General features: G+C 64.9%; 25 protein-coding genes. 15 read left to right on the forward strand and 10 right to left on the reverse strand.

Translation table 11 applies throughout. The annotated features are described in order from the left end of the window. Nucleotides 1-77 precede the first annotated feature (77 nt). The 7 genes from MU449_RS05015 to mnhG all read left to right on the forward strand — a co-directional run bounded on the left by MU449_RS05015 (nucleotide 78) and on the right by mnhG (nucleotide 6931). Nucleotides 78-803: an RNA methyltransferase gene (locus MU449_RS05015; RefSeq protein WP_244736903.1), complete on the forward strand. Its 726-nt coding sequence runs from the start codon at nucleotides 78-80 to the stop codon at nucleotides 801-803. A 124-nt stretch (nucleotides 804-927) separates the two neighbouring features. Continuing rightward, a complete protein-coding gene (locus MU449_RS05020) occupies nucleotides 928-3831 on the forward strand; it encodes a monovalent cation/H+ antiporter subunit A (RefSeq protein ID WP_244736904.1) in 2904 nt (967 codons plus the stop codon). Further along, a complete protein-coding gene (locus MU449_RS05025; RefSeq protein ID WP_244736905.1) occupies nucleotides 3831-4175 on the forward strand; it encodes a Na+/H+ antiporter subunit C in 345 nt (114 codons plus the stop codon). The genes MU449_RS05020 and MU449_RS05025 overlap by 1 nt, the downstream gene beginning before the upstream one ends. Next, nucleotides 4172-5833, forward strand: a complete 1662-nt coding sequence (locus MU449_RS05030; protein WP_244736906.1) for a monovalent cation/H+ antiporter subunit D — start codon at nucleotides 4172-4174, stop codon at nucleotides 5831-5833. Before MU449_RS05025 ends, MU449_RS05030 begins: the two co-directional genes overlap by 4 nt. Next, nucleotides 5830-6309 carry a Na+/H+ antiporter subunit E gene (locus MU449_RS05035; RefSeq protein WP_244736907.1) on the forward strand — a complete coding sequence of 160 codons (480 nt, stop codon included), beginning with the start codon at nucleotides 5830-5832 and terminating at the stop codon, nucleotides 6307-6309. The genes MU449_RS05030 and MU449_RS05035 overlap by 4 nt, the downstream gene beginning before the upstream one ends. Continuing rightward, a complete protein-coding gene (locus MU449_RS05040) occupies nucleotides 6306-6578 on the forward strand; it encodes a K+/H+ antiporter subunit F (protein ID WP_244736908.1) in 273 nt (90 codons plus the stop codon). Before MU449_RS05035 ends, MU449_RS05040 begins: the two co-directional genes overlap by 4 nt. Continuing rightward, nucleotides 6575-6931 carry a monovalent cation/H(+) antiporter subunit G gene (gene mnhG, locus MU449_RS05045; RefSeq protein WP_244736909.1) on the forward strand — a complete coding sequence of 119 codons (357 nt, stop codon included), beginning with the start codon at nucleotides 6575-6577 and terminating at the stop codon, nucleotides 6929-6931. Before MU449_RS05040 ends, mnhG begins: the two co-directional genes overlap by 4 nt. On the opposite strand, the gene modC is transcribed toward mnhG, so the two are convergent. The 5 genes from modC to MU449_RS05070 all read right to left on the reverse strand — a co-directional run bounded on the left by modC (nucleotide 6922) and on the right by MU449_RS05070 (nucleotide 12850). Continuing rightward, nucleotides 6922-7971, reverse strand: a complete 1050-nt coding sequence (modC, locus tag MU449_RS05050; RefSeq protein ID WP_244736910.1) for a molybdenum ABC transporter ATP-binding protein — start codon at nucleotides 7969-7971, stop codon at nucleotides 6922-6924. The genes mnhG and modC overlap by 10 nt on opposite strands. Then, nucleotides 7968-8654 carry a molybdate ABC transporter permease subunit gene (gene modB, locus MU449_RS05055; protein WP_244736911.1) on the reverse strand — a complete coding sequence of 229 codons (687 nt, stop codon included), beginning with the start codon at nucleotides 8652-8654 and terminating at the stop codon, nucleotides 7968-7970. Before modB ends, modC begins: the two co-directional genes overlap by 4 nt. A gap of 1 nt (nucleotide 8655) precedes the next feature. Next, nucleotides 8656-9393, reverse strand: coding sequence for a molybdate ABC transporter substrate-binding protein (modA, locus tag MU449_RS05060; protein ID WP_244736912.1), 738 nt, complete (start codon nucleotides 9391-9393; stop codon nucleotides 8656-8658). An 89-nt stretch (nucleotides 9394-9482) separates the two neighbouring features. Beyond that, complete coding sequence (gene mdoH / locus MU449_RS05065) at nucleotides 9483-11231, reverse strand: glucans biosynthesis glucosyltransferase MdoH (protein WP_244736913.1); 1749 nt, start codon at nucleotides 11229-11231, stop codon at nucleotides 9483-9485. A gap of 158 nt (nucleotides 11232-11389) precedes the next feature. Further along, entirely contained in the window at nucleotides 11390-12850 is a 1461-nt protein-coding gene (locus tag MU449_RS05070; protein WP_244736914.1) for an OpgD/OpgG family glucan biosynthesis protein, read from the reverse strand. Here MU449_RS05070 and MU449_RS05075 point away from each other — a divergent pair. The 8 genes from MU449_RS05075 to cysE all read left to right on the forward strand — a co-directional run bounded on the left by MU449_RS05075 (nucleotide 12831) and on the right by cysE (nucleotide 20299). Further along, nucleotides 12831-13052 (forward strand): hypothetical protein, encoded by a 222-nt coding sequence (locus MU449_RS05075; protein ID WP_244736915.1) that lies wholly within the window; start codon nucleotides 12831-12833, stop codon nucleotides 13050-13052. The two genes, MU449_RS05070 and MU449_RS05075, sit on opposite strands and share 20 nt — an antisense overlap. A gap of 261 nt (nucleotides 13053-13313) precedes the next feature. Then, nucleotides 13314-14342, forward strand: a complete 1029-nt coding sequence (locus MU449_RS05080; RefSeq protein WP_244736916.1) for a PstS family phosphate ABC transporter substrate-binding protein — start codon at nucleotides 13314-13316, stop codon at nucleotides 14340-14342. A gap of 86 nt (nucleotides 14343-14428) precedes the next feature. Continuing rightward, nucleotides 14429-15889: a phosphate ABC transporter permease subunit PstC gene (pstC, locus tag MU449_RS05085; protein ID WP_244736917.1), complete on the forward strand. Its 1461-nt coding sequence runs from the start codon at nucleotides 14429-14431 to the stop codon at nucleotides 15887-15889. After that, a complete protein-coding gene (gene pstA / locus MU449_RS05090) occupies nucleotides 15886-17217 on the forward strand; it encodes a phosphate ABC transporter permease PstA (RefSeq protein ID WP_244736918.1) in 1332 nt (443 codons plus the stop codon). Before pstC ends, pstA begins: the two co-directional genes overlap by 4 nt. A gap of 12 nt (nucleotides 17218-17229) precedes the next feature. Beyond that, entirely contained in the window at nucleotides 17230-18027 is a 798-nt protein-coding gene (gene pstB, locus MU449_RS05095) for a phosphate ABC transporter ATP-binding protein PstB (RefSeq protein WP_244736919.1), read from the forward strand. A gap of 9 nt (nucleotides 18028-18036) precedes the next feature. After that, entirely contained in the window at nucleotides 18037-18750 is a 714-nt protein-coding gene (gene phoU, locus MU449_RS05100; protein ID WP_244736920.1) for a phosphate signaling complex protein PhoU, read from the forward strand. Beyond that, a complete protein-coding gene (phoB, locus tag MU449_RS05105) occupies nucleotides 18747-19436 on the forward strand; it encodes a phosphate regulon transcriptional regulator PhoB (protein WP_244736921.1) in 690 nt (229 codons plus the stop codon). The genes phoU and phoB overlap by 4 nt, the downstream gene beginning before the upstream one ends. A 59-nt stretch (nucleotides 19437-19495) precedes the next feature. Continuing rightward, on the forward strand, nucleotides 19496-20299 hold the full coding sequence (cysE, locus tag MU449_RS05110) for a serine O-acetyltransferase (RefSeq protein WP_244736922.1): 804 nt from the start codon (nucleotides 19496-19498) through the stop codon (nucleotides 20297-20299). Nucleotides 20300-20360: 61 nt separating this feature from the next. On the opposite strand, the gene MU449_RS05115 is transcribed toward cysE, so the two are convergent. The 5 genes from MU449_RS05115 to MU449_RS05135 form a co-directional block, all read right to left on the reverse strand. Further along, the gene (locus MU449_RS05115; protein WP_244736923.1) at nucleotides 20361-21677 is read right to left on the reverse strand and encodes a pyruvate dehydrogenase complex dihydrolipoamide acetyltransferase; all 1317 of its coding nucleotides are present in this window, start codon (nucleotides 21675-21677) and stop codon (nucleotides 20361-20363) included. Between the two features lie 10 nt (nucleotides 21678-21687). Beyond that, nucleotides 21688-23082: a pyruvate dehydrogenase complex E1 component subunit beta gene (locus tag MU449_RS05120; protein WP_244736924.1), complete on the reverse strand. Its 1395-nt coding sequence runs from the start codon at nucleotides 23080-23082 to the stop codon at nucleotides 21688-21690. 12 nt (nucleotides 23083-23094) lie between these two features. Continuing rightward, nucleotides 23095-24084, reverse strand: a complete 990-nt coding sequence (pdhA, locus tag MU449_RS05125) for a pyruvate dehydrogenase (acetyl-transferring) E1 component subunit alpha (protein WP_244736925.1) — start codon at nucleotides 24082-24084, stop codon at nucleotides 23095-23097. Between the two features lie 86 nt (nucleotides 24085-24170). Then, the gene (locus tag MU449_RS05130) at nucleotides 24171-24467 is read right to left on the reverse strand and encodes an FtsB family cell division protein (protein WP_244736926.1); all 297 of its coding nucleotides are present in this window, start codon (nucleotides 24465-24467) and stop codon (nucleotides 24171-24173) included. Between the two features lie 92 nt (nucleotides 24468-24559). After that, nucleotides 24560-25489 (reverse strand): class I fructose-bisphosphate aldolase, encoded by a 930-nt coding sequence (locus MU449_RS05135; RefSeq protein ID WP_244736927.1) that lies wholly within the window; start codon nucleotides 25487-25489, stop codon nucleotides 24560-24562. Nucleotides 25490-25559 lie beyond the last annotated feature (70 nt).

Consider the following 25559-nt stretch of genomic DNA (forward strand, 5'->3'; position numbering starts at 1 on the left):
TCCCCCTAACCTGTTTCGCATCGGTTGTCATCACGCCGCGCGCACCGTATCAGGATGCACCCGTCAGGAGAGCCGCCATGATCCCGCCCGTCTTCATCCTCGTCCGCCCCCAGATGGGGGAGAACATCGGTGCCGCCGCCCGCGCCATGTTGAACTTCGGGCAGGAGCGGATGCGGATCGTGGCCCCGCGCGACGGCTGGCCGAACCCCAAGGCGAACGCCATGGCCTCCGGTGCGGGGCGGGTTCTGGACGGGGCTGGGCTGTTCGACGATCTGCCCGCCGCGATCGGCGACTGCGATTTCGTCTTCGCTACCACCGCGCGGGGGCGGGAACTGACCAAGCCTGTCATGACGCCCGAACGCGCGATGGACTACGCCCGCGCGCTGGCCTCCGAAGGCAAACGTGTCGGCATCCTGTTCGGGCCCGAACGGGCGGGGCTGGAGAATGACGACGTGGCGCTGGCCAATGCCATCATCACCGTTCCGGTGAACCCGGATTTCCCGTCGCTGAATCTTGGACAATGCGTGCTCCTGACCGCCTATGAATGGCGCCGCCAGACGGAGGATATCGCGCCCGAGGTGATGGCCATGGGCCGGACCGAGTTCGCCACCCAGATCGAGGTGCAGAAGCTGGGCGATCATTACGAGGAACGTCTGGAGGAGGCGGGCTTCTTCTTCCCCCCGGCCAAGGCCGACGGAATGCGCCTTGCGCTCCGCAACATGTGGAGCCGCCTGCACCTGACCCGGGCCGAGGTGCAGACCTTCCACGGCATGTTGCGCCAGATCTTGCGCAAACGCGGATAACATGTTCGTCGCAATCTGAAATCTTGCACGACGTGTGTTGAACTCGGGCTATGTGCGGACAATAACCCGATCAAGCGTTTCAGCCCCGATCCCCGTCATCCTGCAGAAAGCGGTCCGCACACGTATGCTTCCCTCCTCGCTCCTTCTCGTCCTTCTCGTGCTTCCCTTCCTTGCCGGCACGATCGTGGCGACGATGCAGCGTCCGGCGCGCAACGCCAGCGCGATGGTCGCGGGCGCGACGATGGCCCTCGGGACGATGATCCTGTGCGCCTTCTGGCCGATGATGGACGCGGGCGAGGCGGTGCGCGACTACAACGCGTGGTTGCCGCGTCAGGGCATCAACATGACCCTTCGGCTGGACGGATTGTCCTGGCTGTTTGCGGTGATGGTGATGGGGATCGGGTTCCTGATCGTCATCTATGCCCGCTACTACCTTTCCTCCAAGGACACGGCGCCGCGGTTCTTTGCGCTGCTGCTGTTCTTTGCCGGGGCGATGAACGGGATGCTGCTGTCGGGCAACATCATCGTCATGACCATCTTCTGGGAAATCACGAGCCTTGTGTCCTTCCTCCTGATCGGGTTCTGGCGGTCGAACGGCAACGCCCGGGATGGGGCGCGGATGGCGCTGATCGTGACGGGGTCGGGGGGCTTGTGCCTTCTCGCCGCGATGCTGATCGTGGGATATGTCGCGGGCAGCTACGATCTGGACCGCGTCCTGGCCTCGGGGCCGGTGCTGCGCGAACATCCGTTGTATCTTCCGGCCTTGCTGTTGTTCCTGATCGGCTGCTTCACCAAGTCGGCGCAGTTCCCGTTCCATTTCTGGCTGCCGAACGCGATGTCGGCGCCGACGCCCGTGTCCGCCTATCTTCATTCCGCCACCATGGTGAAGATGGGGGTGTTCCTGCTGATCCGCTTCTTCCCCGTCTTCGGCGGCACGGCCGAGTGGTTCAACATCGTCACGGGCGCCGGAATGGCCACGTTGATCGTGGGGGCGGTGGTCGCGCTGTTCCGGCACGATCTGAAGGGGCTTCTGGCCTATTCCACCATCAGCCATCTGGGTCTGATCACCGCGCTGGCCGGGATCGGCAGCCCGGAGGCGATCGTGGCCGCCATCTTCCACGTCATCAACCACGCGATCTTCAAGGCGTCGCTGTTCATGGCGGCGGGCATCGTCGATCATGAAACGGGCACGCGCGACATCCGCAAGCTGTCGGGCCTGCGGCGTGTCATGCCGATCACGGCCACGCTGGCGGCCATCGCCTCCGCCTCCATGGCGGGGGTGCCACTGCTGAACGGGTTCCTGTCGAAAGAGATGTTCTTTGCAGAAGCCTATGCGTGGCACGGCGGTTCGCCCTTTGACGATGCGCTGCCTTATCTTGCGGTCTTCGGGTCGATCTTCTCGGTCGCCTATTCGCTGCGTCTGGTGCTGGCGGTCTTCTTCGGCCCGCTGGCCCCCGGACTGGAAAACGCGCATGAACCCACCCCGTGGATGCGCCGCCCGGCCGAGGTTCTGGTGGTCCTGTGTCTCGCCGTCGGCATCCTGCCCGCGCTGACCGTGGGGCCGATCCTTGCGGCGGCGGCGTTCGCCGTCCTTGGGTCCGACGTGCCGTATTACTCGCTGGCCCTGTGGCACGGCGTGAACGTCCCCCTGATCATGAGCGTGATCGCCGTGGTCGCCGGGATCGTGCTCTATGCCGTGACCCACAAGGCGATCGCCCGTGGCCCCGAGGGGCCGCCGCTGCTGCACCGCATTCGGGGCGCGCGGATATTCGACAGCCTCATGGTCTATGCGACGTGGCGGGCCCCGCGTAAATTGACCCGCGCCTTCGGAACGGGGCGGTTGCAGCCGCAGATCCGTCTGCTGATCCTGCTCGCTTTGGGATTTGCCGCCGTTGCCCTGTGGCCCAGCGCGATCATTGCGGGCGTTCCGGCTGTGACGGGCGTCAATCCGATCTTCGCACTGATCTGGATCGTGGGGGCGGGCTGTGCCGTGGGTGCGGCCTACATGGCCAAGTATCACCGATTTGCCGCCCTGATCCTGCTGGGCGGCGCGGGGGTGATGACCTGCGTGACCTTCGTGTGGTTCTCGGCCCCCGATCTTGGTGTGACGCAGCTCTTGGTGGAGGTTGTGACGACCGTCCTGCTGCTTCTGGGCCTGCGCTGGATGCCGCGCCGCCGGACCGAGATCGTGGAGGTGAACTCGCTGCGCGCCAAGCTGCGCCGGCGGGGCGATCTGGTCGTGGCCGTCCTGTGCGGGGCGGGCGTGGCGCTCATGGCCTATACCGTCATGATGATGCCGCAGGGCAATCTTGCCTCCGACTGGTTCCTGCAGCACGCGTATTCCGAAGGGGGCGGCACGAATGTCGTCAACGTGATCCTGGTCGATTTCCGCGGCTTCGACACGTTCGGCGAGATTTGCGTCCTGGCCATCGTCGGCCTGACGATCTTCGCCCTTCTGCGCCGTTTCCGTCCCGCGATGGAAAGCAACGAACTGACCCCGCAGCAGCGGTTGCAGAACGAATACGACGATGCGGCGGACGGGCGTGAGCGGGGGGATACCGTGCGCGACTATCTGATGGTGCCGTCGGTGATCATGCACTGGATGTTCCCGGTCATCATCCTTCTGTCGGCCGAACTGTTCTTCCGCGGGCATGACCTGCCGGGGGGTGGCTTTGCCGCAGGTGTGGCGCTGGCGATCGCGTTCCTTTTGCAATATCTGGCCGCCGATGTGACCTGGGTGGAGGATCGGCTGCGCATCCTGCCCGTGCGCTGGATCGGGGCGGGCTTGCTTGTCTCCACCTTCGTGGGCATGGGATCGTGGCTGTTCGGCTATCCCTTCCTGACGGCGCATTCGCAATATCTTGATATCCCGCTGATCGGGCAGGTTCCGGCCGCCACGGCGCTGCTGTTCGATCTGGGCGTGTTCCTCGTGGTCGTCGGGGCCGTGGTCCTGATGCAGATCGCCATCGGCCACCAATCCCTGCGGTGGAGCCGGGCGCGCGAAAAAGCCGCCGAGGAGGAGAGCTGATGGAACTGATACTGGCCCTCGCCATCGGAACGCTCGTCGCCTCCGGCCTCTGGCTCGTCATGCGGCCACGCAGCTTTCAGGTCATCATCGGCCTGTGCCTGCTGTCCTATGGCGTCAACATGTTCATCTTTTCGATGGGCCGGCTGCGCATGGGCGCGGCCCCGATACTCGATCCGTCGGTCGACATCGACCCGACGGCCTATACCGACCCTATCCCTCAGGCGCTGGTCCTTACGGCCATCGTCATCAGCTTTGCCACCACGGCCTTGTTCCTTGTGGTGCTGCTGGCGGCGCGGGGCTTTACCGGAACCGACCACGTCGATGGGAAGGAGCGCGATTCGTGAACGAGACGGCACTTTTCGATTTCGCGGGGCCGCAGCACATGCTGATCGCGCCGATCCTGATCCCCGTCATCGCGGGCGCGCTGATGCTGTTCTATGAGGATCGGCAACGTCAGTCCAAGCTGGGCATCAGCCTGGTCGCCTGCGTGCTGATGCTGGTGGTGTCGGTCGATCTGCTGCTGCGGTCGAAGGGCACCGGCCCGTCGGGCGGCAACCTGATCGGCCTTTATGTCTTGGGCGACTGGCCGACGCCGTTCGGGATCAACCTGGTGCTGGACCGTCTTTCGGCGCTGATGCTGGTGCTGGCATCGCTGCTGTCGATCCCGGCGCTGGTCTATGCCTCGGCGGGGTGGCACGGGCGGGGGCAGCATTTCCACAGCCTGTTCATGTTCCTGCTGATGGGCGTCAACGGCGCCTTCCTGACCGGCGATTTCTTCAACCTCTTCGTGTTTTTCGAGGTGATGCTTGCGGCGTCCTACGGCCTCATGCTGCACGGGTCGGGGGCGGAGCGGGTGAAGGCGGGCTTTCACTACATCGCCGTCAACCTTGTGGCGTCGCTGTTCTTCCTGATCGGAATCGCGCTGATCTATGGGGTGGTGGGCACGCTGAACATGGCTGATCTGGCGCAGCGGATGCCCGGCATCTCGGATCAGGACCGGCCGTTGGTCCATGCGGCGCTGGCCATTCTGGGGATCGCGTTTCTGGTGAAGGCCGGGATTTGGCCCCTCTGCTTCTGGCTCCCCTCGGCCTATCAGATGGCGTCGCCCCCATCGGCCGCGATGTTCGCCATCCTGACCAAGGTGGGGGTCTATGTGATCCTGCGGCTTGGGTTTCTGGCCTTTGCCCCGGGCAGCGGACCGTCCGCCGGGTTCGGGGCCGAGGTGCTGTTCGTCGGCGGCATCGCCACGATGGCCTTTGGCAGTGCGGGCATCCTCGGGTCGCAGGCGATGTCGCGGATGGCGGGCTATGCCGTCCTGATCTCCTCCGGCACGTTGGTGGCCGTCATCGCGCTGGCGATGCAGGACGGGGGCGTGCCGATCCTGGGGGCGGCCCTGTATTACATGGTGGCCTCCACCTTGGGGATTTCGGCGTTCTTCCTGCTGGTGGAACTGGCCGAACGCGGGCAGGGCGCGGTGGCGGCGATGCTGGCGCTGTCGGCTGACCTTTACGGCGCCCCGGATGAGGAACCGGAGGAGGAGGTCACGGGCCTGACCCTTCCGGCAACGATGACCATCCTCAGCATCTGTTTTGCCGCGCTGGCGGTGCTTCTGGCGGGTCTGCCGCCCTTGCCGGGGTTCCTGGGCAAGGTGATGATGCTGTCCAGCCTGCTTCAGGGGGGGCAGGGCGGCACGACCGCCTCTTGGGTGTTCTTCGCCGTGCTGATCCTGTCGGGTCTTGCCACGCTGATCGCGCTGGTCCGCGTGGGGGTGCAGACCTTCTGGGCCGGCGATGATGAAGGGCCCCGCGTCATGGCGATCGAGATCGTGCCGATTGCCGCACTGGTGCTCATGGTGCTGGTGCTGACATGGCAGTCGCGTCCCGTCATGCGGTATATGGAGGCGACCGCCTCGGCCCTGCATCGGCCGCAGGTCTATATCGACGGCGTCATCACCGCCGAACGCACCGTCGACCAACGTGAAGAGGAGGCCGCGAGCGAATGAAGCGCGTCGTTCCCCACCCGATCTTCTTCTGCCTGCTGCTGCTGATGTGGATGATCCTGACCCGATTTTCCCTGGGCCAGCTGATTCTGGGGTCGGCGGTGTCGGCAGTGGCGTGCCGCGCCTTGTCCGCCTTGGAACCAAAGAACGTCACCATCCGCCGCTGGCGCCCGATCCCCCGGCTGATCGGGGTCTTCCTGATGGACATGGCCTGGTCCAATCTGCAGGTGGCCAGGGTCATTCTGGGGCGGCGGCAGCCCCGCTCCAGCATCGTGGAGGTGCCGTTGGACACCCGCGACCGCGCCATTCTGGCCATCATGTCGATCATCATCACGGCCACCCCCGGCACGGCTTGGCTGGGCTGGAACCCCCGCAGCGGCATATTGCTGATGCACGTCTTCGACCTTGAGGAAGAAGAGATGTGGCGCGACCTGATGAAAACTCGCTACGAAAAGACGTTGAGGGAGATTTTCGAATGATCCTGCCGATCGCGCTGTTCCTTGCGCAGGGGATGCTGGCCTTCGCGCTGCTGTTCGCCTGCATCCGCATGATGCGCGGCCCGCGCGCGCAGGATCGCGTTCTGGCGCTCGACACAGCCTATGTCGTGTCGATGCTGCTTCTGATGACCCTTGGCATCCAGACCGGCACCGTCTTCTTCTTCGAAGCGTCGCTGGTCATCGCGATCCTCGGGTTCGTGGCGACCGTGGCCCTTGCGAAATTCCTGATGCGCGGTGAGGTGATCGAATGAGCACGCTGCCGCTTTGGGCCGATATCCTCGTGAGCCTGCTTCTCCTGCTGGGCGCGTCTCTGGCGCTTATTGGGGGGATTGGGCTTTTGAAGCTGGACACCTTTTACAAGCGCATCCACGCGCCATCGATCATCACCTGCGGGGCGACGGTGGTGATCGTGCTTGCCTCGATGCTGTATTTCTCGGTGAAGGGCGGGCGGTTCACCATCCACGAGATCCTGATCGCGGTATTCGTGATCTGCACCACGCCCGTCACGCTGATGCTTCTGGGGCGGGCGGCGCTGTATCGCGACCGATTGGAGAACCGCGCGCCCGCGGTGGCCAAGGACGGCGACACCACCCGTCAGCCCTGATCGCCCAAGGCCACGGTCTTCAGAATGGCATGCACCGCCTGCCCAATCTCCAGCCCCATTTGCCGGCGGGCGCGGCGGGTGATGCGGGCCACGAGGTGATCCCCGTCGGACAGAGCCAGCCGCACAAGGACCGCGCCGTCCTGGTCCGTCAGGCCGACGATGCGCCCGTTCAGGATGTTCTGGGCCGACAGACCCTCGGGCCGGTGCAGCGACAGGAGGACATCCTCGGACGCGATGCGGATGCGGACGGTGGCACCGGGCGGGGCCCGGGTCGCCAGCCAAACCGGCCCACCGGCCGTCTCGACCCGCGTCAGGCCGTCATCCTCCGTCCCATGCACAAGGCCGGAGATCACGCCGCCCAGTTCCCGACGATCCAGATGCGGGGCAAGGTCGGGATTGCCGAACATTTCGGCCGGGGTGCCGATGCGGCTGACCGCCCCCCGATCCAGCAGGATGACCTGCCCTGCAAGGCGCGTCACCTCCGCAATCGAATGGCTGACATACAGCATGGGCAGGGCCGTCTCGTCCCGCAGACGCTCCAGATAGGGTAGGATTTCGGCCTTCCGGGCGGTGTCGAGGGCGGAGAGAGGCTCGTCCAGAACCAGAAGCTCCGGTTTCATAAGTAGGGCGCGCCCGATGGCCACGCGCTGCTGCTCGCCGCCCGACAGGCCGGCGGGGCGGCGGTCCAACAGCCCCTCGATCCCCAAAAGCGCGGCGATGGCGGGCAGGTCGCGGTCCGACGGCGCGCCATAAAGAAGGTTGCGGCGGACGGACATATGGGGAAACAGCCGGGCGTTCTGAAAGACGTATCCCACCCGCCGCCGATGCGGGGGAACCCAGACGTGCCCGTCGAACAGGGTCCGACCTGCCAGCCGGATATGCCCTGCATCCGGACGAAGAAGGCCCGCTATGGCATTGGCGACGGTGGATTTTCCGGCGCCCGAGCGGCCGAAGAGGGCGGTCACGCCCCCCGCCGCGTCGAAGGCGACATCCAGCCGGATCGTAGGAAAGGCATGGCGGAGATGGACGGACAGGGTCATGCGCGCAACCGCCTTGCAAAGGCGCGGGCCAGCCATTCCGACATCAGGATCGCCCCCAGCGACAGGACCACGGACACGACGACCAGCCGAATCGCCCGCTCCTCCCCGCCGGGGGCCTGCAGCAGCGCATAGATGGCCGAGGGAAGGGTTTGCGTCTGGCCGGGAATGTTCGACACGAAGGTAATGGTCGCGCCGAATTCCCCCATCGCCTTGGCGAAGGCCAGGATGGAGCCTGCGAGCACCCCCGGCACCGCCAAGGGCAGGGTGACGGTGGCGAAGACCCGCATCGGGTGGGCACCCAGCGTGGCGGCAGCGGCCTCCAGCCCGGGGTCGATCGCCTCGAAGGAAAGGCGCATGGCGCGGACCATCAGCGGGAACGCCATGATGCCTGCCGCCAGCGCGGCCCCGGTCCAGTTGAAGGCGAAAACGATCCCCCATTCGGCCAACGCGCCCCCGATCCATCCGCGCCGCCCGAAGGTCAGAAGCAGAAGATACCCCGTCACGACCGGGGGCAGGATCAACGGCACATGGACCAGACCGTTCAGCAGGTCGCGCCCCGGAAACCGCCAGCGGGCGAGGGCAAAGGCGATGAACACCCCGAAGGGCAGGCTGACCGCCGTGGCGACGCCGGCCACCTGCAGCGACAGGCGGATGGCCTGCCATTCCTCGGGCGTGAACAGCATGTCAGGGCAGGACCTTGAATCCCTGATCCGCGAAGACCGCCCCGGCGGCGGGCTGGGACAGGTAGGTCAGGAACGCCTCCGCCGCCTCGGGATGGGTGCCACGGATCACGGCGGCGGGATAGGTGATGGGGGTGTGGCTGTCCTCGGGGAAGGTGGCCACCACGCGAACCGCGGGTTCCGCCACCGCATCCGAGGCATAGACGATGCCATAGGGCGCTTCGCCCGCCGCCACGAGGGCCAGCGCCGCGCGCACGTTGTCGGCCTGCGCCACGTCAGCGCGGACGTGGTCCCACAGGCCAAGTGTGCGCAACGCCTCCTGCCCGTAAACCCCGGCGGGGACCGAATCGACCAGCGCCATCGCCAGCTTCCCCCCCGACAGGGCGTCGGGCAGGCGTTCGATCGTTGTCTCCGGCGCGTCCGTGGCCGCCACGAGGACCAAGGTGTTTCCCAAAAGATCCCTCCGCGTTCCCATTATCGTTACCCCCGCCTCATCCACCGCGTCCATCCAGTCGGTCGAGGCGGAGATGAAGACGTCGGTGGGCGCGCCTTGGATGATCTGCTGCGCCAAGACCGAAGAGCCGGCATAGGAGATGACCAGATCGTCGCCCGACTGCGCCTTCCAGTCCGGGGCGATGGTGTCGAACGCGGTCTTGAGGCTGGCGGCGGCGAACACCGTCACGGTGTCGGCCTGGGCCATGACGGGCAGGGCGATCAGGACAAGGGGGGCAAGGCGCAGCATCGGAATATCCCGTTGTGTTTCATCGAACATATCACGTGGAACAGCGATCCTGCGCAAGGGAAAAGAAAAACCGCCCCGAAGGGCGGCGTTCACGGGGTGCCGTTCTTTTGCCACGCGGCCAGCGCCTGATCGTTCAGCGCCAGCACGGGAGAGGGGATCACGTCGATCGGCGTTGCAAATAGGCGCGACCGGCTGCGCTGCGACGTCCAGGATATGATCAGGGGGGCCAGGATCATCGGCACCACGATGGGCAGCAGCCACGGCACAAGACCGGACACGAAGAACCAGGTCGCGGCCAGGCCCGCCGCGCCGGTCAGGACGATCCACCACGTCGCCTCCCACCCCTCGGCCACGGTCAAGGTGCCGTCGCCACGGTTGTTCGTGGGCCAGCCGCTGTCGGCGCCAAGCAGAACCTGCAGCACCGACCGCGTCTGAAACATCATCAGGATCGGCGCGTTGATCGACGACAGGAGGAGTTCGGCGAAGGTCGACCGCGCCACAAGCCCCGCACCCCCGAACCGTTTGGCCCGACCCGAGGTAATCGCATCCGCCACCACAAGAAACTTCGGCAGGAACAGAAGGCCGAAAATGCCGATGGCCAGCCCGATGGCCTTCCACGTCTCGTCCGATGGAAAGATGGGGAAGGGCCAGTTTTCGACGGGGAAATAGTTCAGGGGCGGGGCGAACCACGGCGCCGCGATGGAGGAGATGAGGAATCCCAACCAGAACAGCGGCGCGATATAGGACAGGATGCCCTGCACGAAGACAAAGCGGTTCCATGGACGCAGGCCCGGGGCGGCGACGATCTTGGAATGCTGCAGGTTGCCCTGACACCACCGCCGGTCGCGCTTGGCGTGATCGACGATGTTCTCCGGCCCCTCCTCGAAGCTGCCGGCCAGATCGTCATCCAGGCGCACGACCCAGCCCGCACGGGCCAGAAGGGCCGCCTCGACATAGTCGTGGCTGAGGATGTGCCCGCCGAACGGGGGGCTTCCGGGCAGTTCGGGCAAGCCGCAGCTTTCGGCAAAGGCGCGGCATCGGACGATGGCGTTATGCCCCCAGAAAGGCCCCGTGGTGCCCTGCATCATTGCCAGACCACGCGCGAAGATCGGGGAATGGAAGCTTGCGGAAAACTGCATCGCCCGCCCGAAACGGGCGGTGGCGCGGGTCACCTTGGGCAGGGTCTGCAACAGGCCCAGCTTGGGATCCGCCTCCATCCGGCGGGCCATTTCGACGATGGTCGCCCCCTCCATCAGGCTGTCGGCGTCCAGGATCAGCGCGAAATCATAGGCCGCGCCCGAGCTTTGGAAGAAATCCTCGATATTGCCGGCCTTGCGCCCCGTATTGTCCGCGCGCCGACGATAGAACATCCGCCCCTCGCCATCGCAATCGTCCAGCAGGCGTTCGAACCAATGCCGCTCCAACGCCGCGATGTCCTCCTTGCGGGTGTCGGACAGGATGGCGAAGTGGAAATGGTCGGAATGGCCCGTCGCCTTCAGGGAGCGGTCCATCGCGACGATGCGGGCAAAGACCGTGACTGGATCCTCGTTATAGACCGGAACCAGAATCGCGGTGCGTGTCGTCAGCCCGGTGAATGGCGGAAGGGCCGGGGCCTTGGCGCGGGTCATCATGCCCAGAATGGCCTGCACCGCCCCCCACGCCAGCCAGAAGGTCGAGATCCAGATGAAGGCCGACCGGACGATATCCATCGCGTCCAACCCGTCCGACCAGCCGAATTGCAGGAACAGCAAGAACGCCCCGCAGGCCGACAACAGGCTCACGCTCAGTCCAAGGGTGCGAGAGAGATAGGCACCAGCGGAGGTGTGGGCGGACACCATGGATCAGAGACCCGCCTTCGCACGCCAAGGGCGGAACAGGCGCGCGATGAGCGAGGGTGTGGACCGTGTCAATACTTGCTTCGGCATCGCAAGCGGCGCGTTCGGAAGTGTTCCGCGAGGCGCCGAGGGGGCAGCGGGCGTCGGCTTGGGCTGGGTCGTCATGCGTTGATCCATTGATAAAGCCAGGTTTCCGACAATTTGCGTCCGTAACCGGCCAGATGTGCGCCAAGTTCCACGACCGCCCCGGAATCGCCCGTCACGTCCATGATCAACCGCCACATGTCGGTGCCCGGAATGCGCACCAGACTGACATGTTCGACCGTGCCGTTCTGGACGTTGACCACAGGTTCCAGCATCGCGTCGGCGGGCAGGTTGGCAATCACGCCGCCCCGGAAATCCACGACATACTTGCGGAAGTTGTCGCCGTTGTTCAGCCCCGAAACGCCGCCCGCGCCCGAACGGGTGTCATAGACATAGGCGAGCGACTGGTTCGGATCGGCCGCCATCGCGCCCCACCGCAGGGAATAGGCGTATTCGCGGGCGTCGCCCTTCTTGAACTCTTCATCCGGAACCCAGAAGGCGACGATGTTGTCGTTCACCTCGGAGTCGGTGGGGATCTCCACCAGCCGCACGGATCCCGGACCCCAGTCGCCGATGGGTTGCACCATGGCCGACGGTCGGCGTTCATACAGCGCCTCCATGTCTTGGAAGCTTTCGAATTCGCGGTCCCGCTGATACAGGCCGAAGGACCGGGGCGAGCTTTCGCCCAGATACGAGCCGCCAAGGCGCGGCGGGTTGTTCAGCGGCCGCCAGATGATCTCACCCGAGTTGCGCTCGATCCGCAAACCGTCGGAATCGTGAACGTTGGGGCGGAAGTCGTCGTAGTTCGCCCGGTTGGATTCCGAGAACATATACATCGACGTCAGCGGGGCCACGCCCAGTTGCTGCACATCCTGACGGGCGAAGATGCGCGCGGTGACGACCATCACCGTCTCCTCGCCCGGCGTGATCAGGAAGCGATAGGCCCCCGTGACGGAGGGGCTTTCCATCGCGGCATAGACCACGATCGTCATCGACCCGTCGGTCGGACGCTCAAGATAGAAGCGGGAGAAGCGGGGGAATTCCTCCTGCCCGCCGGACGCGGTGTTGATCGCCAGCCCGCGCGCCGACAGGCCATAGCTGTTGCCGCGCCCCAGTGCGCGGAAATACGACGCGCCCAGAAAGGCCACCAGTTCGTCATAGACGTCCGGGCGGTTCAGCGGGGTCGCAAGACGGAAGCCCGCAACGCCCGGCAGTTCCAGATGCGGTTGAAACCGGTCGGCAAGATCGTTGTAATAATCAAAGTCGTCGGTGGAGAAATGCATCTCGGTCGCCGAACCGTCCTGCACTTCGAACACTCGCACGGGATCGCTGTAGAGCCACCCCATGTGGAACGCCTCGACCCGGAACATCGATCCGGGGGCATCGGACCAGCGCGCATTGGGGGAACGGAAGTTGATCGCGCGGTAATCGTCATATCCAAGGTTGCCAAGGGCGCCGGTCGGTTTGGACGGGGCCACATACGCCTCGGTCGCGGCCGTCCGCATCTCCTGGGTCAGCATGTCGAAATCGAACGGCATCGTCACCGGCGCGGTGGGCGGCGTCAATTCGGTCGCGACCGGGGGCTGCGGATCCTGGGGCGGCGGCGGCGCGTCCTGGGCGTGGACCGGCATGGCCATCAGGGCGGCACTGGCGGCCCCGGTCGCCAGCAACGCGCGGCGGGTGAAACGGGCTGACGACGGACGTGTGCGGGACTGGGACAATGCGGGATACCAAACGTGACGTAGGATTCGGGTTGCTTGCGTATATTGCCCGTAAATTGGGCGTGGCAAGCGGATGCCGGGCCGTGGCCCCCATTTCGGCACCAGATCGCCGGTATTTCTCCGTGTCACTGCCGGAAAATTGGGCGGAGGGGGACCCGCAAAACGCCACGATGTCATGAAACTGTCACATTGGTTTTACATACAGGTCGCATTCCGCCGGTAGCCATACGGGCAAGAGGTCCGACCAAGGCCTTGGGTAATCGTATATCAGGAGACAGAGATGTCGCTCATGAAACTCACCGCGTCCACCTTCGCCATCGCCACGGCTTTTGCCGGGGTCGCCTCGGCTCAGGGCCGCGAGCAGGTGCAGGTCGCCGGGTCGTCGACCGTTCTTCCCTACTCCACCATCGTGGCCGAAGCCTTTGGCGAGAACTTCGACTTCCCGACCCCGGTCGTGCAATCGGGCGGTTCGTCGGCGGGCCTGCAGCAGTTCTGTCAGGGCGTGGGCGAGAATACGCCCGACATCGCCAACGCCTCGCGTCTGATCCGCGAAAGCGAGATCGAGACCTGCCACGCCAACGGCGTGACCGACATCATGCATGTCCAGATCGGGTATGACGGGATCGTCTTCGCCTCCGACATCAACGGCGAAGCCTTCGAATTCACTCCGGAAGACTGGTACAAGGCGCTGGCCGCGCAGGTCGTCGTGGACGGCGAACTGGTCGCCAACCCCTACACCACCTGGAACGAAGTGAATGCCGACCTGCCGGAACAGCCGATCCTGGCCTTCATTCCGGGCACCAAGCACGGCACCCGCGAAGTGTTCGAGGAGAAGGTCATGGCCGCGGGCTGCGAAGCCTCCGGCGCGCTGGAAGAAATGACGGCGATGACCGACGAGGACGCGGCGGAAGAGGCCTGCGTCGCGATCCGCACCGACGGTCGTTCGGTCGATATCGATGGCGATTACACCGAGACGCTGGCCCGCATCCAGTCGGACGCGAACGGCATCGGCGTGTTCGGTCTTTCGTTCTATGAAAACAACACCAACACGCTGCAAGTGGCGACCATGTCCGGTGTGACCCCGTCGACCGAGACCATCGCCTCGGGCGAATACCCGGTGTCCCGCCCGCTGCAGTTCTATGTCAAGAAGGCCCATATCGGCGTCATCCCCGGCCTGAAGGAATTCGTCGAATTCTTCGTGTCCGACGACATGGCCGGCCCGAACGGCCCGCTGGCCGCCTATGGCCTCGTGTCGGACCCGGAGCTGGCCCAGACGCAGGCGGCTGTCGCGGCGGAAGAAACCATGTAAGACGCGCGGAGGGGCGCCCGCCCTTCCAAATGTCCAAAAGCCCGGCCGCATCCGGCGGCCGGGCGTTCCCATGAACGAGATCCGATATGTCCGTGCTCTGGATTACGCTGATCGTGGTTGCCATCGCCGCCATCGCCTTCGCGCTCGGTCGGCGTGGGGCCATTGCCAGCACGTCGGGCGATCCCCGGCGCCTTCATTCGCTGCCCTCCTACTACGGGTGGTTCGCCTTCATGACGGCGGCCATTCCGGCCTTCCTGATCCTGATCGCATGGCTGATCGTGCAGCCCCTTGTCGTCGAACAGCGGGCCGAGGGGGCGCTGGCGTTGCCGGACAGCGTGGCCCAGGGGGACCGGGACGCGGCAATGCGCGATGTGCGGACACTCGCCTCCGCCATGCAGACGGCGGTGGGCAGCGGGGCGATGACGGCGGACAGGATCGACGGCTTTGCCACGGACCCGGCGGCACTGGCCGGTGCGCTGCGGGATGCGGGCGTGCCGAACCTGCTGACCATCACCCGGCCGATGTATGACGCCGCGCGCGCGATGCGCGACACGGCCGGGGCGCTGAACCTTGGCATGGCCATCCTTGTGATTGCGGTGGCGCTGGCCGGGGCCGTCTGGGGCATCCGCCGCTGCCGCCCCGATTTCCGCGCCCGCAACAGCGTGGAGCGGGTGACGATGGGCATCCTGATGCTCGCCTCGCTGATCGCGATCCTGACGACGGTCGCCATCGTCTTCTCCATGGTGTTCGAGACGGTGAACTTCTTCCGTCAGTATCCGTGGACCCAGTTCTTCTTCGGCACGACCTGGTCGCCGGTGTTTCAGGGGCAGAGCCAGCTTGGCATCCTGCCACTCTTGTGGGGCACGCTCTATGTCAGCCTGATCGCGCTGCTGGTCGCCGTGCCGATCGGCATTTTCTCCGCCATCTATCTTTCGGAATACGCGACCCGGCGGGTGCGCGCCGTGGCCAAGCCGCTGATCGAGATCCTCGCCGGCATCCCCACCATCGTCTATGGTCTGTTCGCGCTGATCACCGTGGGGCCGTTGCTGCGGGATTACTTCGCCCAACCGCTGGGTCTGGGATCGTCGGGATCGTCGGTGATGACGGCGGGGCTGGTGATGGGGATCATGATCATCCCCTTCGTGTCCTCGTTGTCGGACGACATCATCAACGCCGTGCCGCAATCCCTGCGCGACGGATCGCTGGGTCTTGGCGCCACGCCGTCGGAAACCATCCGCAAGGTGGTTCTTCCCGCCGCCTTGCCGGGCATCGTGGGCGCCGTCCTGCTCGCCGCTTCCCGCGCCATTGGCGAGACGATGATCGTCGTTCTGGGGGCAGGGGCCGCGGCCCGAATGGACGTGAACCCGTTCGAGGCGATGACCACCATCACCGTCAAGATCGTCAGCCAGCTGACCGGCGACACCGACTTCAACTCGCCCGAGACTTTGGTCGCCTTCGCCCTCGGCCTGACGCTGTTCGTGATCACGCTGGGGCTGAACATCCTCGCCCTCTATATCGTCCGTACCTATCGGGAGCAGTATGAATGACCGATGCCAGCATCCCCCGTTCGTCGCTGCTGACGCTGGACGACCGCACCCGCAAGCGCAACGCGGCCGAACGCCGGTTCCGCCTGTATGGCATCATCGCGATCACCATCGCCCTTCTGGCGCTGGTGACGCTGCTGACCTCCATCGTGTCGCGGGGGTCGTCGGCCTTCACGCAGACCTATGCCCAGTTCGAAATGACATTGCCGGCGGACACGCTGGACCCCCAAGGCAACCGTGATCCGGCCGAGATGGCGCGTGTCACGACGGTCGGCTATCAAAACGTCCTGCGCGACGGGGTGGTTGCCGCGGTGCGCGAACGCGGCATCGTGCCCGAGGGCATCGCCGACGCCGACATCACCGGCATCCTGTCGCCCGAAGCGGCCGCCGACCTGCGCCGCCGGGTGCTGAACGATCCCGACCTGTTGGGCCAGCGGGTGGAGATCGACGCCCTGACCCATGGCCGGATCGACGGGTTCTTCAAGGGCCGCGTGTCGATGGAAAGCGCCACGCGCGACGCCAACATCACCCCCGAACGGTTGCAGATCGCGATGGCGATGGCGGCGGACGGGCTGATGACCACGCGCTTCAACTGGGGGTTCATCACCAAACCCGACGCCTCGGACCAGCGGCCCGAGGCGGCGGGCCTGGGGGTCGCGATCCTCGGCTCGCTCTACATGATGCTCGTGGTGCTGGTTCTGGCCGTGCCGATCGGCGTCGCCTCCTCGATCTATCTGGAGGAATTCGCGCCGAAGAACCGCTGGGTCGATGTGATCGAGGTCAACATCTCGAACCTTGCCGCCGTGCCCTCCATCGTGTTCGGGATCCTGGGCCTTGCGATCTTCATCAACTTCGCCCACCTGCCGCAATCGGCGCCCATCGTCGGCGGGCTGGTCCTGACGCTGATGACCGTGCCGACCATCATTATCTCCACCCGCGCGGCGCTGAAGGCCGTGCCGCCCTCGATCCGCGATGCGGCGCTTGGGGTGGGGGCCAGCCGGATGCAGACGGTGTTCCACCATGTCCTGCCGCTGGCCATGCCGGGCATCCTGACGGGCACGATCATCGGTCTGGCGCAGGCGCTTGGCGAAACGGCGCCGCTTCTGCTGATCGGCATGGTGGCCTTCGTGCGCGATTTCCCCGCCGCGCCGCCGGCGGGCCTGTTCGATCCAGCCTCGGCCCTGCCGGTGCAGATCTACAACTGGACGCAGCGGTCGGACCCTGCTTTCGTGGAGCGGGCCTCGGGGGCGATCATCGTCCTTTTGGCCTTCCTTCTGGTGATGAACGCCATCGCCGTCATCCTGCGCCGCAAATTCGAACGCCGCTGGTAAGGGGGACCGATCATGAACGATATGCGAATTGTGGAGAGAGACGTGTCCACCACGGAAACCAAGATCAAGGCGCGCGACGTCAACGTCCATTACGGCGACAGCCACGCGCTGAAGGGTGTGGGCATCGACATCCTGAACGGCCATGTCACGGCCTTCATCGGCCCCTCGGGCTGCGGAAAGTCCACGTTCCTGCGCTGCCTGAACCGGATGAACGACACCATCGCCGCAGCCAAGGTGACGGGCCTGATCGAACTGGATGGCGAGGATATCTATGACCCCAAGGTCGATCCGGTGCGCCTGCGCGCCAAGGTCGGCATGGTGTTCCAGAAGCCGAACCCGTTCCCCAAGTCGATCTATGACAACGTGGCCTACGGGCCCAAGATCCACGGGCTGACCCGCAGCCGCGCCGAACTGGACGAGGTGGTGGAAACCGCGCTGCGCAAGGCGGCGCTGTGGAACGAGGTCAAGGATCGGCTGACCGCGCCGGGCACCGGCCTGTCGGGGGGGCAGCAGCAGCGTCTGTGCATCGCCCGCGCCGTCGCCACTTCGCCCGAGGTGCTGTTGATGGACGAGCCGTGCTCGGCCCTCGACCCCATCGCAACCGCGCAGGTGGAGGAGTTGATCGACGAGCTGCGCAGCCAGTTCGCGGTGGTCATCGTCACCCACTCCATGCAGCAGGCCGCCCGCGTCAGCCAGAAGACCGCGTTCTTCCATCTGGGCAACCTGGTGGAGACCGGGGAAACCGGGCAGATTTTCACCAACCCGCGCGATCCGCGCACCGAAAGCTATATCAGCGGCAAGATCGGTTAAGGAGGCATCATGAACAGTGACGTCCACATCCACTCCGCCTTCGACCGCGATCTGGAAGCGGTGCAGGCGATGATCATGAAGATGGGCGGTCTGGTGGAGGCGGCGATCATCAACGCCGCCGACGCGCTGGAGGCCCGCGACGACGAGGCGGCCGACATCGTGCGCCGGTCCGACAAGGCCATCGACGCGCTGGAAGAGCAGGTGAACGTCGAATGCGCGCGCATCATCGCCCTGCGCTCGCCCATCGCCGGGGATCTGCGCACCGTGCTGACGGTGATCAAGATCGCCTCCAGCCTTGAACGCTGCGGCGATTTCGCCAAGAACCTGGCCAAACGGTCCACCGTCCTGTCGCAGATGGCGCCCATTCCGGGGGCGGCGCTGGCGATCCGCCGCATGGCCAAGACGGTGGAACTGCAGCTGAAGGACGCGCTGGACGCCTATATCCAGCGTGACGAAAAGCTGGCCGCCGATGTCCGCCAGCGCGACGCCGAAGTGGACCAGATGTATAACGCGCTGTTCCGCGAATTTCTGACCCACATGATGGAAGATCCGCGCAACATCACCGCCTGTATGCATTTGCACTTCATCGCCAAGAACATCGAACGCGTGGGCGATCATGCCACGACCATCGCCGAACAGGTCATCTACCTTGTCACCGGCGCGCTGCCCGAGGAATCGCGGGCCAAGGGGGACACCACTTCCTTCGCGGGGGGCGAGGCATGAGCACCGACCGCCCGACGGTCCTTCTGGTCGAGGACGAACCGGCGCAGCGCGAGGTCCTGGCCTACAATCTGGAGGCGGAGGGGTTTCGCGTCGTCCAGGCCTCGAACGGCGAGGAGGCGCTGGTTCTGGTGGACGAAGTGTCGCCCGACGTCATCGTGCTGGACTGGATGATGCCGCATCTGTCGGGGATCGAGGTTTGCCGCCAGTTGAAGACACGCCCCGAAACGCGCGAGATGCCGATCATCATGCTGTCGGCCCGGTCGGAAGAGGTGGACCGGGTGCGGGGGCTGGAAACGGGGGCCGATGACTATGTCATCAAACCCTATTCCGTGGTGGAGTTGATGGCGCGGGTGCGGGCGCAGTTGCGCCGGTCGCGTCCGGCGACGGTGGGGGTGGTGCTGGAATGGGACAACATCCGTCTGGATGCCGAAACCCACCGCGTCTATCGCGCGGACAAGGTGCTGAAGCTGGGACCGACCGAGTTCCGCCTGCTGACCACCTTCATGGAAAAACCCGGTCGGGTGTTCAGCCGCGAGCAGCTTCTGGATCGTGTCTGGGGCCGCGACATCTATGTCGATACGCGGACCGTGGACGTGCATATCGGGCGGTTGCGCAAGGCGCTGTGCGTTTTCGGCGGGGACGATCCCCTGCGGACGGTGCGCGGGGCGGGCTACGCCCTCGGCTGAGGGTCGCCATTCGCGGCGGGAGGTGGTAACCTGCCGCTTCCTGCCAGCGGAGATGACACATGGCTGAACTGCGCGCCCATATCACCACGCTCGACCCCGTCTGGCAGCGCATCTGCGACGAGGCGACCGACACGATCCAGCGCGAGCCGCTGATGGGGGGGTTCGTCCATGCCAGTATCCTGCATCACCCCACGCTGGAACGCGCGCTGGCCTACCGTTTCGCGTCCAAGCTCGCTTCCAACGACATGAGCGAGCAGATCCTGCGCGAAATCGCGGAGGAGGCGCATACCAACGAGGCGGAGTTGGGCCAAAGCGCCCGCGCCGACCTGACGGCGGTGTTCGACCGCGACCCGGCCTGCGAGACGTATTTGCAGCCGATCCTGTTCTTCAAGGGATATCAGGCGCTGCAAGCCTATCGCATCGGCCACTGGCTTTGGACGCATGACCGCCGGGAAATGGCCTATTTCATCCAGACGCGGGTGTCCGAAGTCTTCGGTGTGGATATCCACCCCAATGCCCGGATGGGGCGGGGGGTGATGCTGGATCATGCCCATTCCATCGTCATCGGCGAAACCGCCGTCGTGGGGGACAATGTGTCGATGCTGCATTCGGTTACCCTGGGCGGTACGGGCAAGGAAGACGGGGACCGGCACCCCAAGATCGGCAACGGGGTGATGATCGGCGCCGGGGCCAAGGTGCTGGGAAACATCACCGTGGGGCAATGCAGCCGGATTGCGGCAGGATCGGTGGTGCTGCGCGACGTGCCCGCCTGTTCCACTGTCGCGGGGGTTCCGGCCAAGGTCGTGGGCACGGCGGGCTGCGACCAACCTTCCATCAGCATGGATCAGGTGATCAACGACTGATCCAACGGAAAAGGGCCGGAGGAAATCTCCGGCCCTTTGTGCGATGCAGGGGATGCTGGCCTCAGGCGAGCATCGTCATCGGGTTCTCAAGGTTGTCGCAGATCGCGGTCATCAGTTCGGCACCAAGCGCACCGTCGATGACCCGGTGATCGACCGACAGGGTCAGCGACATCATCGTGGCCACGGTCAGTTCACCATCCGCACCGACGACCGGCTTCTTCAGGCCGGCACCGACCGCCAGGATCGCGCCATGCGGCGGGCTGATGATCGCGTCGAAATTCTCGATCCCGAACATTCCAAGGTTGGAGATGGCAAAGCTGCCGCCCTGATATTCGTGCGGCGCCAGTTTCTTGCCCCGCGCGCGGCCGGCCAGATCCTTCATCTCCGCCGACAGGGTCGACAGGGATTTCTGATCGGCATCCTTCAGGACCGGCGTGAACAGCCCGCCCTCCACCGCGACGGCCACAGCGACGTCGGAGGCCTTCATCTTCAGGATACGGTCCCCCGCCCAGACGGCGTTGGCGTCCCCCACCTGCTGCAACGCAAGCGCGCAGGCCTTGATGACGAAGTCGTTGACCGACAGCTTGACGTTCCGCGCCTCCAGCTGCTTGTTCAGCTGGCTGCGGAATTTCATCAGCGGATCAAGGTTCACCGACCGCCGCAGATAAAAGTGCGGGATCGACTGCTTGGCCTCGGTCAGGCGCGCGGCGATGACCTTGCGCATTCCGTCCAGCGGCATTTCCTCGAAGCTGCGACCGTCATACATCTTCTTGACCGCATCCGCATTCGACGCCGCCGGGGCGACCGGGGCCGCGGCTGCCGCTTTCGGTGCCTCCGCCGCTTTGGGGGCCTCACCCGCCTTGGCCGCTTCGACATCGGCCTTCACGATGCGCCCATGGGGGCCGGAGCCCTTGACGCCGCTCAGGTCCAGACCCTTGTCCTTGGCGATCCGCCGCGCGAGGGGGGAGGCGAAGATACGTTGGCCGTCGGCCTTCGGGGCAGGGGTGCCGCCCTTGGCCACCGCTCCGCCGGGGGCGGGTTGGACGGCCTTCGGCTCCACCTTCTCCTCGCGACCGGCCTTTTCCTCGGCGGTGTCCTTCTTCTGGGCGGCCCCGGCATCGGCCGGAACCTCCTCGCCATCCTCGACCAGGATCGCGATGGCCGTGTTGACCTTCACGCCCGAGGTGCCCTCGGCGATCAGGATCTTGCCCATCGTGCCTTCGTCCACGGCCTCGAACTCCATCGTGGCCTTGTCGGTCTCAATCTCGGCGATGACCATGCCGGAGGTGATCTCGTCCCCCTCCTTCACGTGCCATTTCGCCAGCGTCCCTTCCTCCATCGTGGGGGACAGGGCGGGCATCAGGATTTCGGTAGCCATTCGTCCCTCCTCAGCGATAGCAGACGGATTTGACAGCCTCGATCACCTCGGCGGTGGTGACCAGCGCCAGTTTCTCAAGGTTCGCAGCATAAGGCATGGGAACGTCCTTGCCCGTCAGGTTCACCACCGGCGCGTCCAGGTAATCGAACGCCTGCTGCATGATCGTGGCCGAGATGTGGTTGCCGATGGAGCCCACCGGGAAGCCTTCCTCGACCGTGACGCAGCGGTTGGTCTTCTTGACCGATTCCAGCACGGTTTCGTAATCGATGGGGCGCAGGGTGCGCAGGTCGATCACCTCGGCCTCGATCCCCTCTTCCGCCAGCTTGTCCGCCGCTTCCAAGGCATAGGTCATGCCGATGCCGAAGGAGACGATGGTGACGTCCTTGCCCTCGCGCCAGATGCGGGCCTTGCCGAACGGAATGGTGAAATCGTCCAGCACCGGCACCTCGAACGAGCGGCCGTAAAGGATCTCGTTCTCAAGGAAGACCACCGGGTTCGGATCGCGGATCGCCTGTTTCAGAAGGCCTTTCGCATCCGCCGCCGAATAGGGCATGACGACCTTCAGACCCGGAATGGCCGCGAACCAGGCCGCGAAGTCCTGGCTGTGCTGCGCGCCCACGCGGGCGGCGGCGCCGTTCGGGCCGCGGAACACGATCGGGCAGCCCATCTGACCGCCGGACATATACAGCGTCTTGGCGGCGGAGTTGATGATCTGGTCCATCGCCTGCATGGCGAAGTTGAACGTCATGAACTCCAGGATCGGGTTCAGCCCGCCGAACGCCGCGCCGACGGCCACGCCGGTGAAGCCGTGTTCGGTGATGGGCGTATCGACCACGCGCTTGGGGCCGAATTCATCCAGCAAGCCCTGGGAGATCTTGTAGGCGCCCTGATACTCGCCCACTTCCTCGCCCATCAGGAAGACCTTGTCATTCCCGCGCATTTCTTCGGCCATGGCCTCGCGCAGGGCTTCCCGCACGGTCATGGTCTTCATCTCCGTGCCCTCGGGCCAGTCGGGCGACCGGTCGCGCTCGCCCGGAACCGATGCACCGGGAGAGGCGACAACGGGTTCGTCCATGTGCTTGGCGTCGGAGCCTTCGGACTTCTCGGGCTGCTTTTCCTGCGTGGACTGGACCGGCGCGGCGTCGATGTCGTCCGCGCTCTCGCCCTCTTCCACCAGAACGGCGATGGGGGTGTTGACCTTCACGCCCGCCGTGCCTTCGGCGATCAGGATCTTGCCGACGATGCCTTCATCGACCGCTTCGAATTCCATCGTCGCCTTGTCGGTCTCGATCTCGGCCATGACCATGCCGGAGGTGACGGTGTCGCCTTCCTTCACCAGCCATTTCGCCAGCGTGCCTTCTTCCATCGTCGGCGACAGGGCCGGCATCAGAACTTGCGTTGCCATATCTCTGCTCCCTTACGCGTAGATGTCGGTCCAAAGCTCGGCAATCGCCGGCTCGGGGCTTTCCTTGGCGAACTCGGCGGATTCGTTGACGACCGCCTTGATCTCCTTGTCGATGGCCTTCAGGTCATCCTCGGTCGCGTGGCCGCCTTGCGTCAGCAATTCGCGCACATGCTCGATCGGGTCCTTTTCGGACCGCATCTTCTCCACCTCGTCCCGGCTGCGGTATTTCGCAGGGTCGGACATGGAATGGCCGCGATAGCGATAGGTGTTCATCTCAAGGATATACGGACCCTTGCCCGCGCGGCAATGCTCGACGGCCTTTTCGCCCGCCGCCTTGACCGCCAGGACGTCCATGCCGTCCACAGCCTCGCCCGCGATGCCGTAGGCCACGCCGCGTTCCCAATAGGAGGGCGACTTGGTCGAACGTTTCACGCTGGTGCCCATGGCATACTGGTTGTTCTCGATCACGAAGATGACCGGAAGGTTCCACAGCTGCGCCATGTTGTAGGTCTCGTAGACCTGACCTTGGTTCGCCGCGCCATCGCCGAAATAGGTGAAGGTCACGCCGCCGTTTTCCAGATAGGCATCGGCAAAGGCCAGACCTGCGCCGATCGGCACCTGCGCGCCGACGATCCCGTGGCCGCCGTAGAAGTGCTTCTCGCGGCTGAACATGTGCATGGAGCCGCCCTTGCCCTTGGAGTAGCCCCCCTCACGCCCGGTCAGTTCCGCCATCACGCCGTTGGCGGACATGCCGCAGGCCAGCATGTGGCCGTGATCGCGGTAGGAGGTCAGGCGCTTGTCGCCTTCCTTCGCCGCGGCCTCAAGGCCCACGACCACCGCTTCCTGTCCGATGTAAAGGTGGCAGAACCCACCGATCAGGCCCATGCCATACAACTGGCCGGCCTTCTCCTCGAACCGCCGGATCAGCAGCATGTCGCGATAAAAGCCAAGGAGTTCTTCCTTGGAAATGTTCGGTTTCTCGGCCGGATTTTGGGGTGCCATTGCGTCCTCCTCCACCAAAAGCGGAAATAGTTTAGCCTTAAACTATTTCCTACAGCATTTTGTTCGCGGAGTGTAGGGGCAAAATATCAGCGGATCACGATCTCATCCGGGCGCAGGAATCCCAGCATGTCGCGGGCCTGCTCGTCCAGCAGATCAAGGTCGAGATATTCATCCGACAGCCGCCGCGTCTTGTTCTCGATCACATCAAGCTGGGCCTGCAGGCGGTCGCGCTCAAGTTCCAGCTGCTCGGTCTCTGCCCGGATCTGGACCTGACGGAAGACGCCGTAATCCCCCTGAACCGCCGCAAAGACGAAATAGAGGCCAAGCGTGGCCAGAAGCATGAAATAGATCGTGGCGCCAAGCGCGGGACGGTTCGTGGACATGGGGGCACTCGATCAGGCGGCGGTGCGCAATCATGCCATGCGCACCGCCGAAAGGTAAAGGGTTTCCCGAACGGGGAAACCCGCGGCCCGGATCAGGCCTGACCCTTGTAGATCGAGACGAGCTTCGCCAGCATCGCCAGCGCATCCTCGCGCGAGCGTTGGAACGAGTTCCGCCCGATGATCGACCCGTTGCCGCCGCCGGCCAGAATCGCGCGCGCGTCGTCATAGACCGCATCCTCGCCCTTCGTCGCGCCGCCCGAAAAGACGATGATCCGGCGACCGGCGAAGGAGGCTTCGACGCAATGCTTCACGCGGGCGGCCATGTCCGAAATGTCGATCTTCTGTGCGTCATAGACCTTCTTGGCCTCCGGCTGCATCAGGTGATCGGTGGACAGCTTGATCTTGATGATGTGCGCGCCCAGAAGGGCGGCCACATGGGCGGCATAAGCCGCGACGTCGATCGCCGTTTCGCCGTCCTTCGTCACCGCTTCGCCGCGCGGATAGGACCAGATGACGGTCGCGATGCCTTTGGAGGCCGCTTCCTTGCGCATCTCCACGATCTCTTCGAACATGTCGAGCGCCATGTCGGAACCGGGATAGATGGTGAAGCCGATGGCCGAACAGCCCAGACGCAGCGCATCATCGACCGAAGCGGTGACCGCCTGGTTCTTGCCCGCCGTGTCCGACATCAGGCTGTTGGCCGAGTTCACCTTCAGGATCGTCGGGATCTGGCCCGCGAAGGTGTCGGCGCCCGCTTCCAGCGGCCCCAGCGGCGCGGCATAGGCCGACATGCCCGCATCGATCGCCAGCTTGTAATGGTAGTGGGGGTCGTAGCCCGCCGGGTTCGGGGCGAAGCTGCGGGCGGGGCCGTGCTCGAAACCCTGATCGACCGGCAGGATGATCATCTTGCCGGTGCCACCCAGCTTCCCTTCCATCAGCATACGGCAAAGGTTGCCTTTGACGCCGGCGTTCTCGCCTTCGTAATTGGCAAGAATACGTTGGACGGTTCTGGACGCGCGCATGGACTACTCCTCAATAGCACTGTGAGTATGGGTGTAGGGGGCCACCCCGGCACTGGCAATCATGATGACG

It is taken from the genome of Falsirhodobacter halotolerans, from assembly GCF_022899245.1.
GTDB classification, from domain to species: Bacteria; Pseudomonadota; Alphaproteobacteria; order Rhodobacterales; family Rhodobacteraceae; genus Falsirhodobacter; species Falsirhodobacter halotolerans.

What these genes read in the sequence shown, in the direction of transcription:
- MU449_RS05015 (WP_244736903.1), top strand. Translation starts at nt 78, where the DNA reads ATGATCCCGCCCGTCTTCATCCTCGTCCGCCCCCAGATGGGGGAGAAC.
- pstA (WP_244736918.1), top strand. Translation starts at nt 15,886, where the DNA reads ATGACCGATGCCAGCATCCCCCGTTCGTCGCTGCTGACGCTGGACGAC.
- modB (WP_244736911.1), bottom strand. Translation starts at nt 8,654, where the DNA reads ATGCTGTTCACGCCCGAGGAATGGCAGGCCATCCGCCTGTCGCTGCAG.
- modC (WP_244736910.1), bottom strand. Translation starts at nt 7,971, where the DNA reads ATGACCCTGTCCGTCCATCTCCGCCATGCCTTTCCTACGATCCGGCTG.
- MU449_RS05040 (WP_244736908.1), top strand. Translation starts at nt 6,306, where the DNA reads ATGATCCTGCCGATCGCGCTGTTCCTTGCGCAGGGGATGCTGGCCTTC.
- mdoH (WP_244736913.1), bottom strand. Translation starts at nt 11,231, where the DNA reads ATGGTGTCCGCCCACACCTCCGCTGGTGCCTATCTCTCTCGCACCCTT.
- pstB (WP_244736919.1), top strand. Translation starts at nt 17,230, where the DNA reads ATGAACGATATGCGAATTGTGGAGAGAGACGTGTCCACCACGGAAACC.
- MU449_RS05135 (WP_244736927.1), bottom strand. Translation starts at nt 25,489, where the DNA reads ATGCGCGCGTCCAGAACCGTCCAACGTATTCTTGCCAATTACGAAGGC.
- pdhA (WP_244736925.1), bottom strand. Translation starts at nt 24,084, where the DNA reads ATGGCACCCCAAAATCCGGCCGAGAAACCGAACATTTCCAAGGAAGAA.
- MU449_RS05130 (WP_244736926.1), bottom strand. Translation starts at nt 24,467, where the DNA reads ATGTCCACGAACCGTCCCGCGCTTGGCGCCACGATCTATTTCATGCTT.
- MU449_RS05020 (WP_244736904.1), top strand. Translation starts at nt 928, where the DNA reads ATGCTTCCCTCCTCGCTCCTTCTCGTCCTTCTCGTGCTTCCCTTCCTT.
- MU449_RS05070 (WP_244736914.1), bottom strand. Translation starts at nt 12,850, where the DNA reads ATGCCGTTCGATTTCGACATGCTGACCCAGGAGATGCGGACGGCCGCG.
- modA (WP_244736912.1), bottom strand. Translation starts at nt 9,393, where the DNA reads ATGCTGCGCCTTGCCCCCCTTGTCCTGATCGCCCTGCCCGTCATGGCC.
- MU449_RS05075 (WP_244736915.1), top strand. Translation starts at nt 12,831, where the DNA reads ATGTCGAAATCGAACGGCATCGTCACCGGCGCGGTGGGCGGCGTCAAT.
- pstC (WP_244736917.1), top strand. Translation starts at nt 14,429, where the DNA reads ATGTCCGTGCTCTGGATTACGCTGATCGTGGTTGCCATCGCCGCCATC.
- MU449_RS05120 (WP_244736924.1), bottom strand. Translation starts at nt 23,082, where the DNA reads ATGGCAACGCAAGTTCTGATGCCGGCCCTGTCGCCGACGATGGAAGAA.
- mnhG (WP_244736909.1), top strand. Translation starts at nt 6,575, where the DNA reads ATGAGCACGCTGCCGCTTTGGGCCGATATCCTCGTGAGCCTGCTTCTC.
- phoB (WP_244736921.1), top strand. Translation starts at nt 18,747, where the DNA reads ATGAGCACCGACCGCCCGACGGTCCTTCTGGTCGAGGACGAACCGGCG.
- MU449_RS05035 (WP_244736907.1), top strand. Translation starts at nt 5,830, where the DNA reads ATGAAGCGCGTCGTTCCCCACCCGATCTTCTTCTGCCTGCTGCTGCTG.
- cysE (WP_244736922.1), top strand. Translation starts at nt 19,496, where the DNA reads ATGGCTGAACTGCGCGCCCATATCACCACGCTCGACCCCGTCTGGCAG.
- MU449_RS05080 (WP_244736916.1), top strand. Translation starts at nt 13,314, where the DNA reads ATGTCGCTCATGAAACTCACCGCGTCCACCTTCGCCATCGCCACGGCT.
- MU449_RS05025 (WP_244736905.1), top strand. Translation starts at nt 3,831, where the DNA reads ATGGAACTGATACTGGCCCTCGCCATCGGAACGCTCGTCGCCTCCGGC.
- MU449_RS05115 (WP_244736923.1), bottom strand. Translation starts at nt 21,677, where the DNA reads ATGGCTACCGAAATCCTGATGCCCGCCCTGTCCCCCACGATGGAGGAA.
- phoU (WP_244736920.1), top strand. Translation starts at nt 18,037, where the DNA reads ATGAACAGTGACGTCCACATCCACTCCGCCTTCGACCGCGATCTGGAA.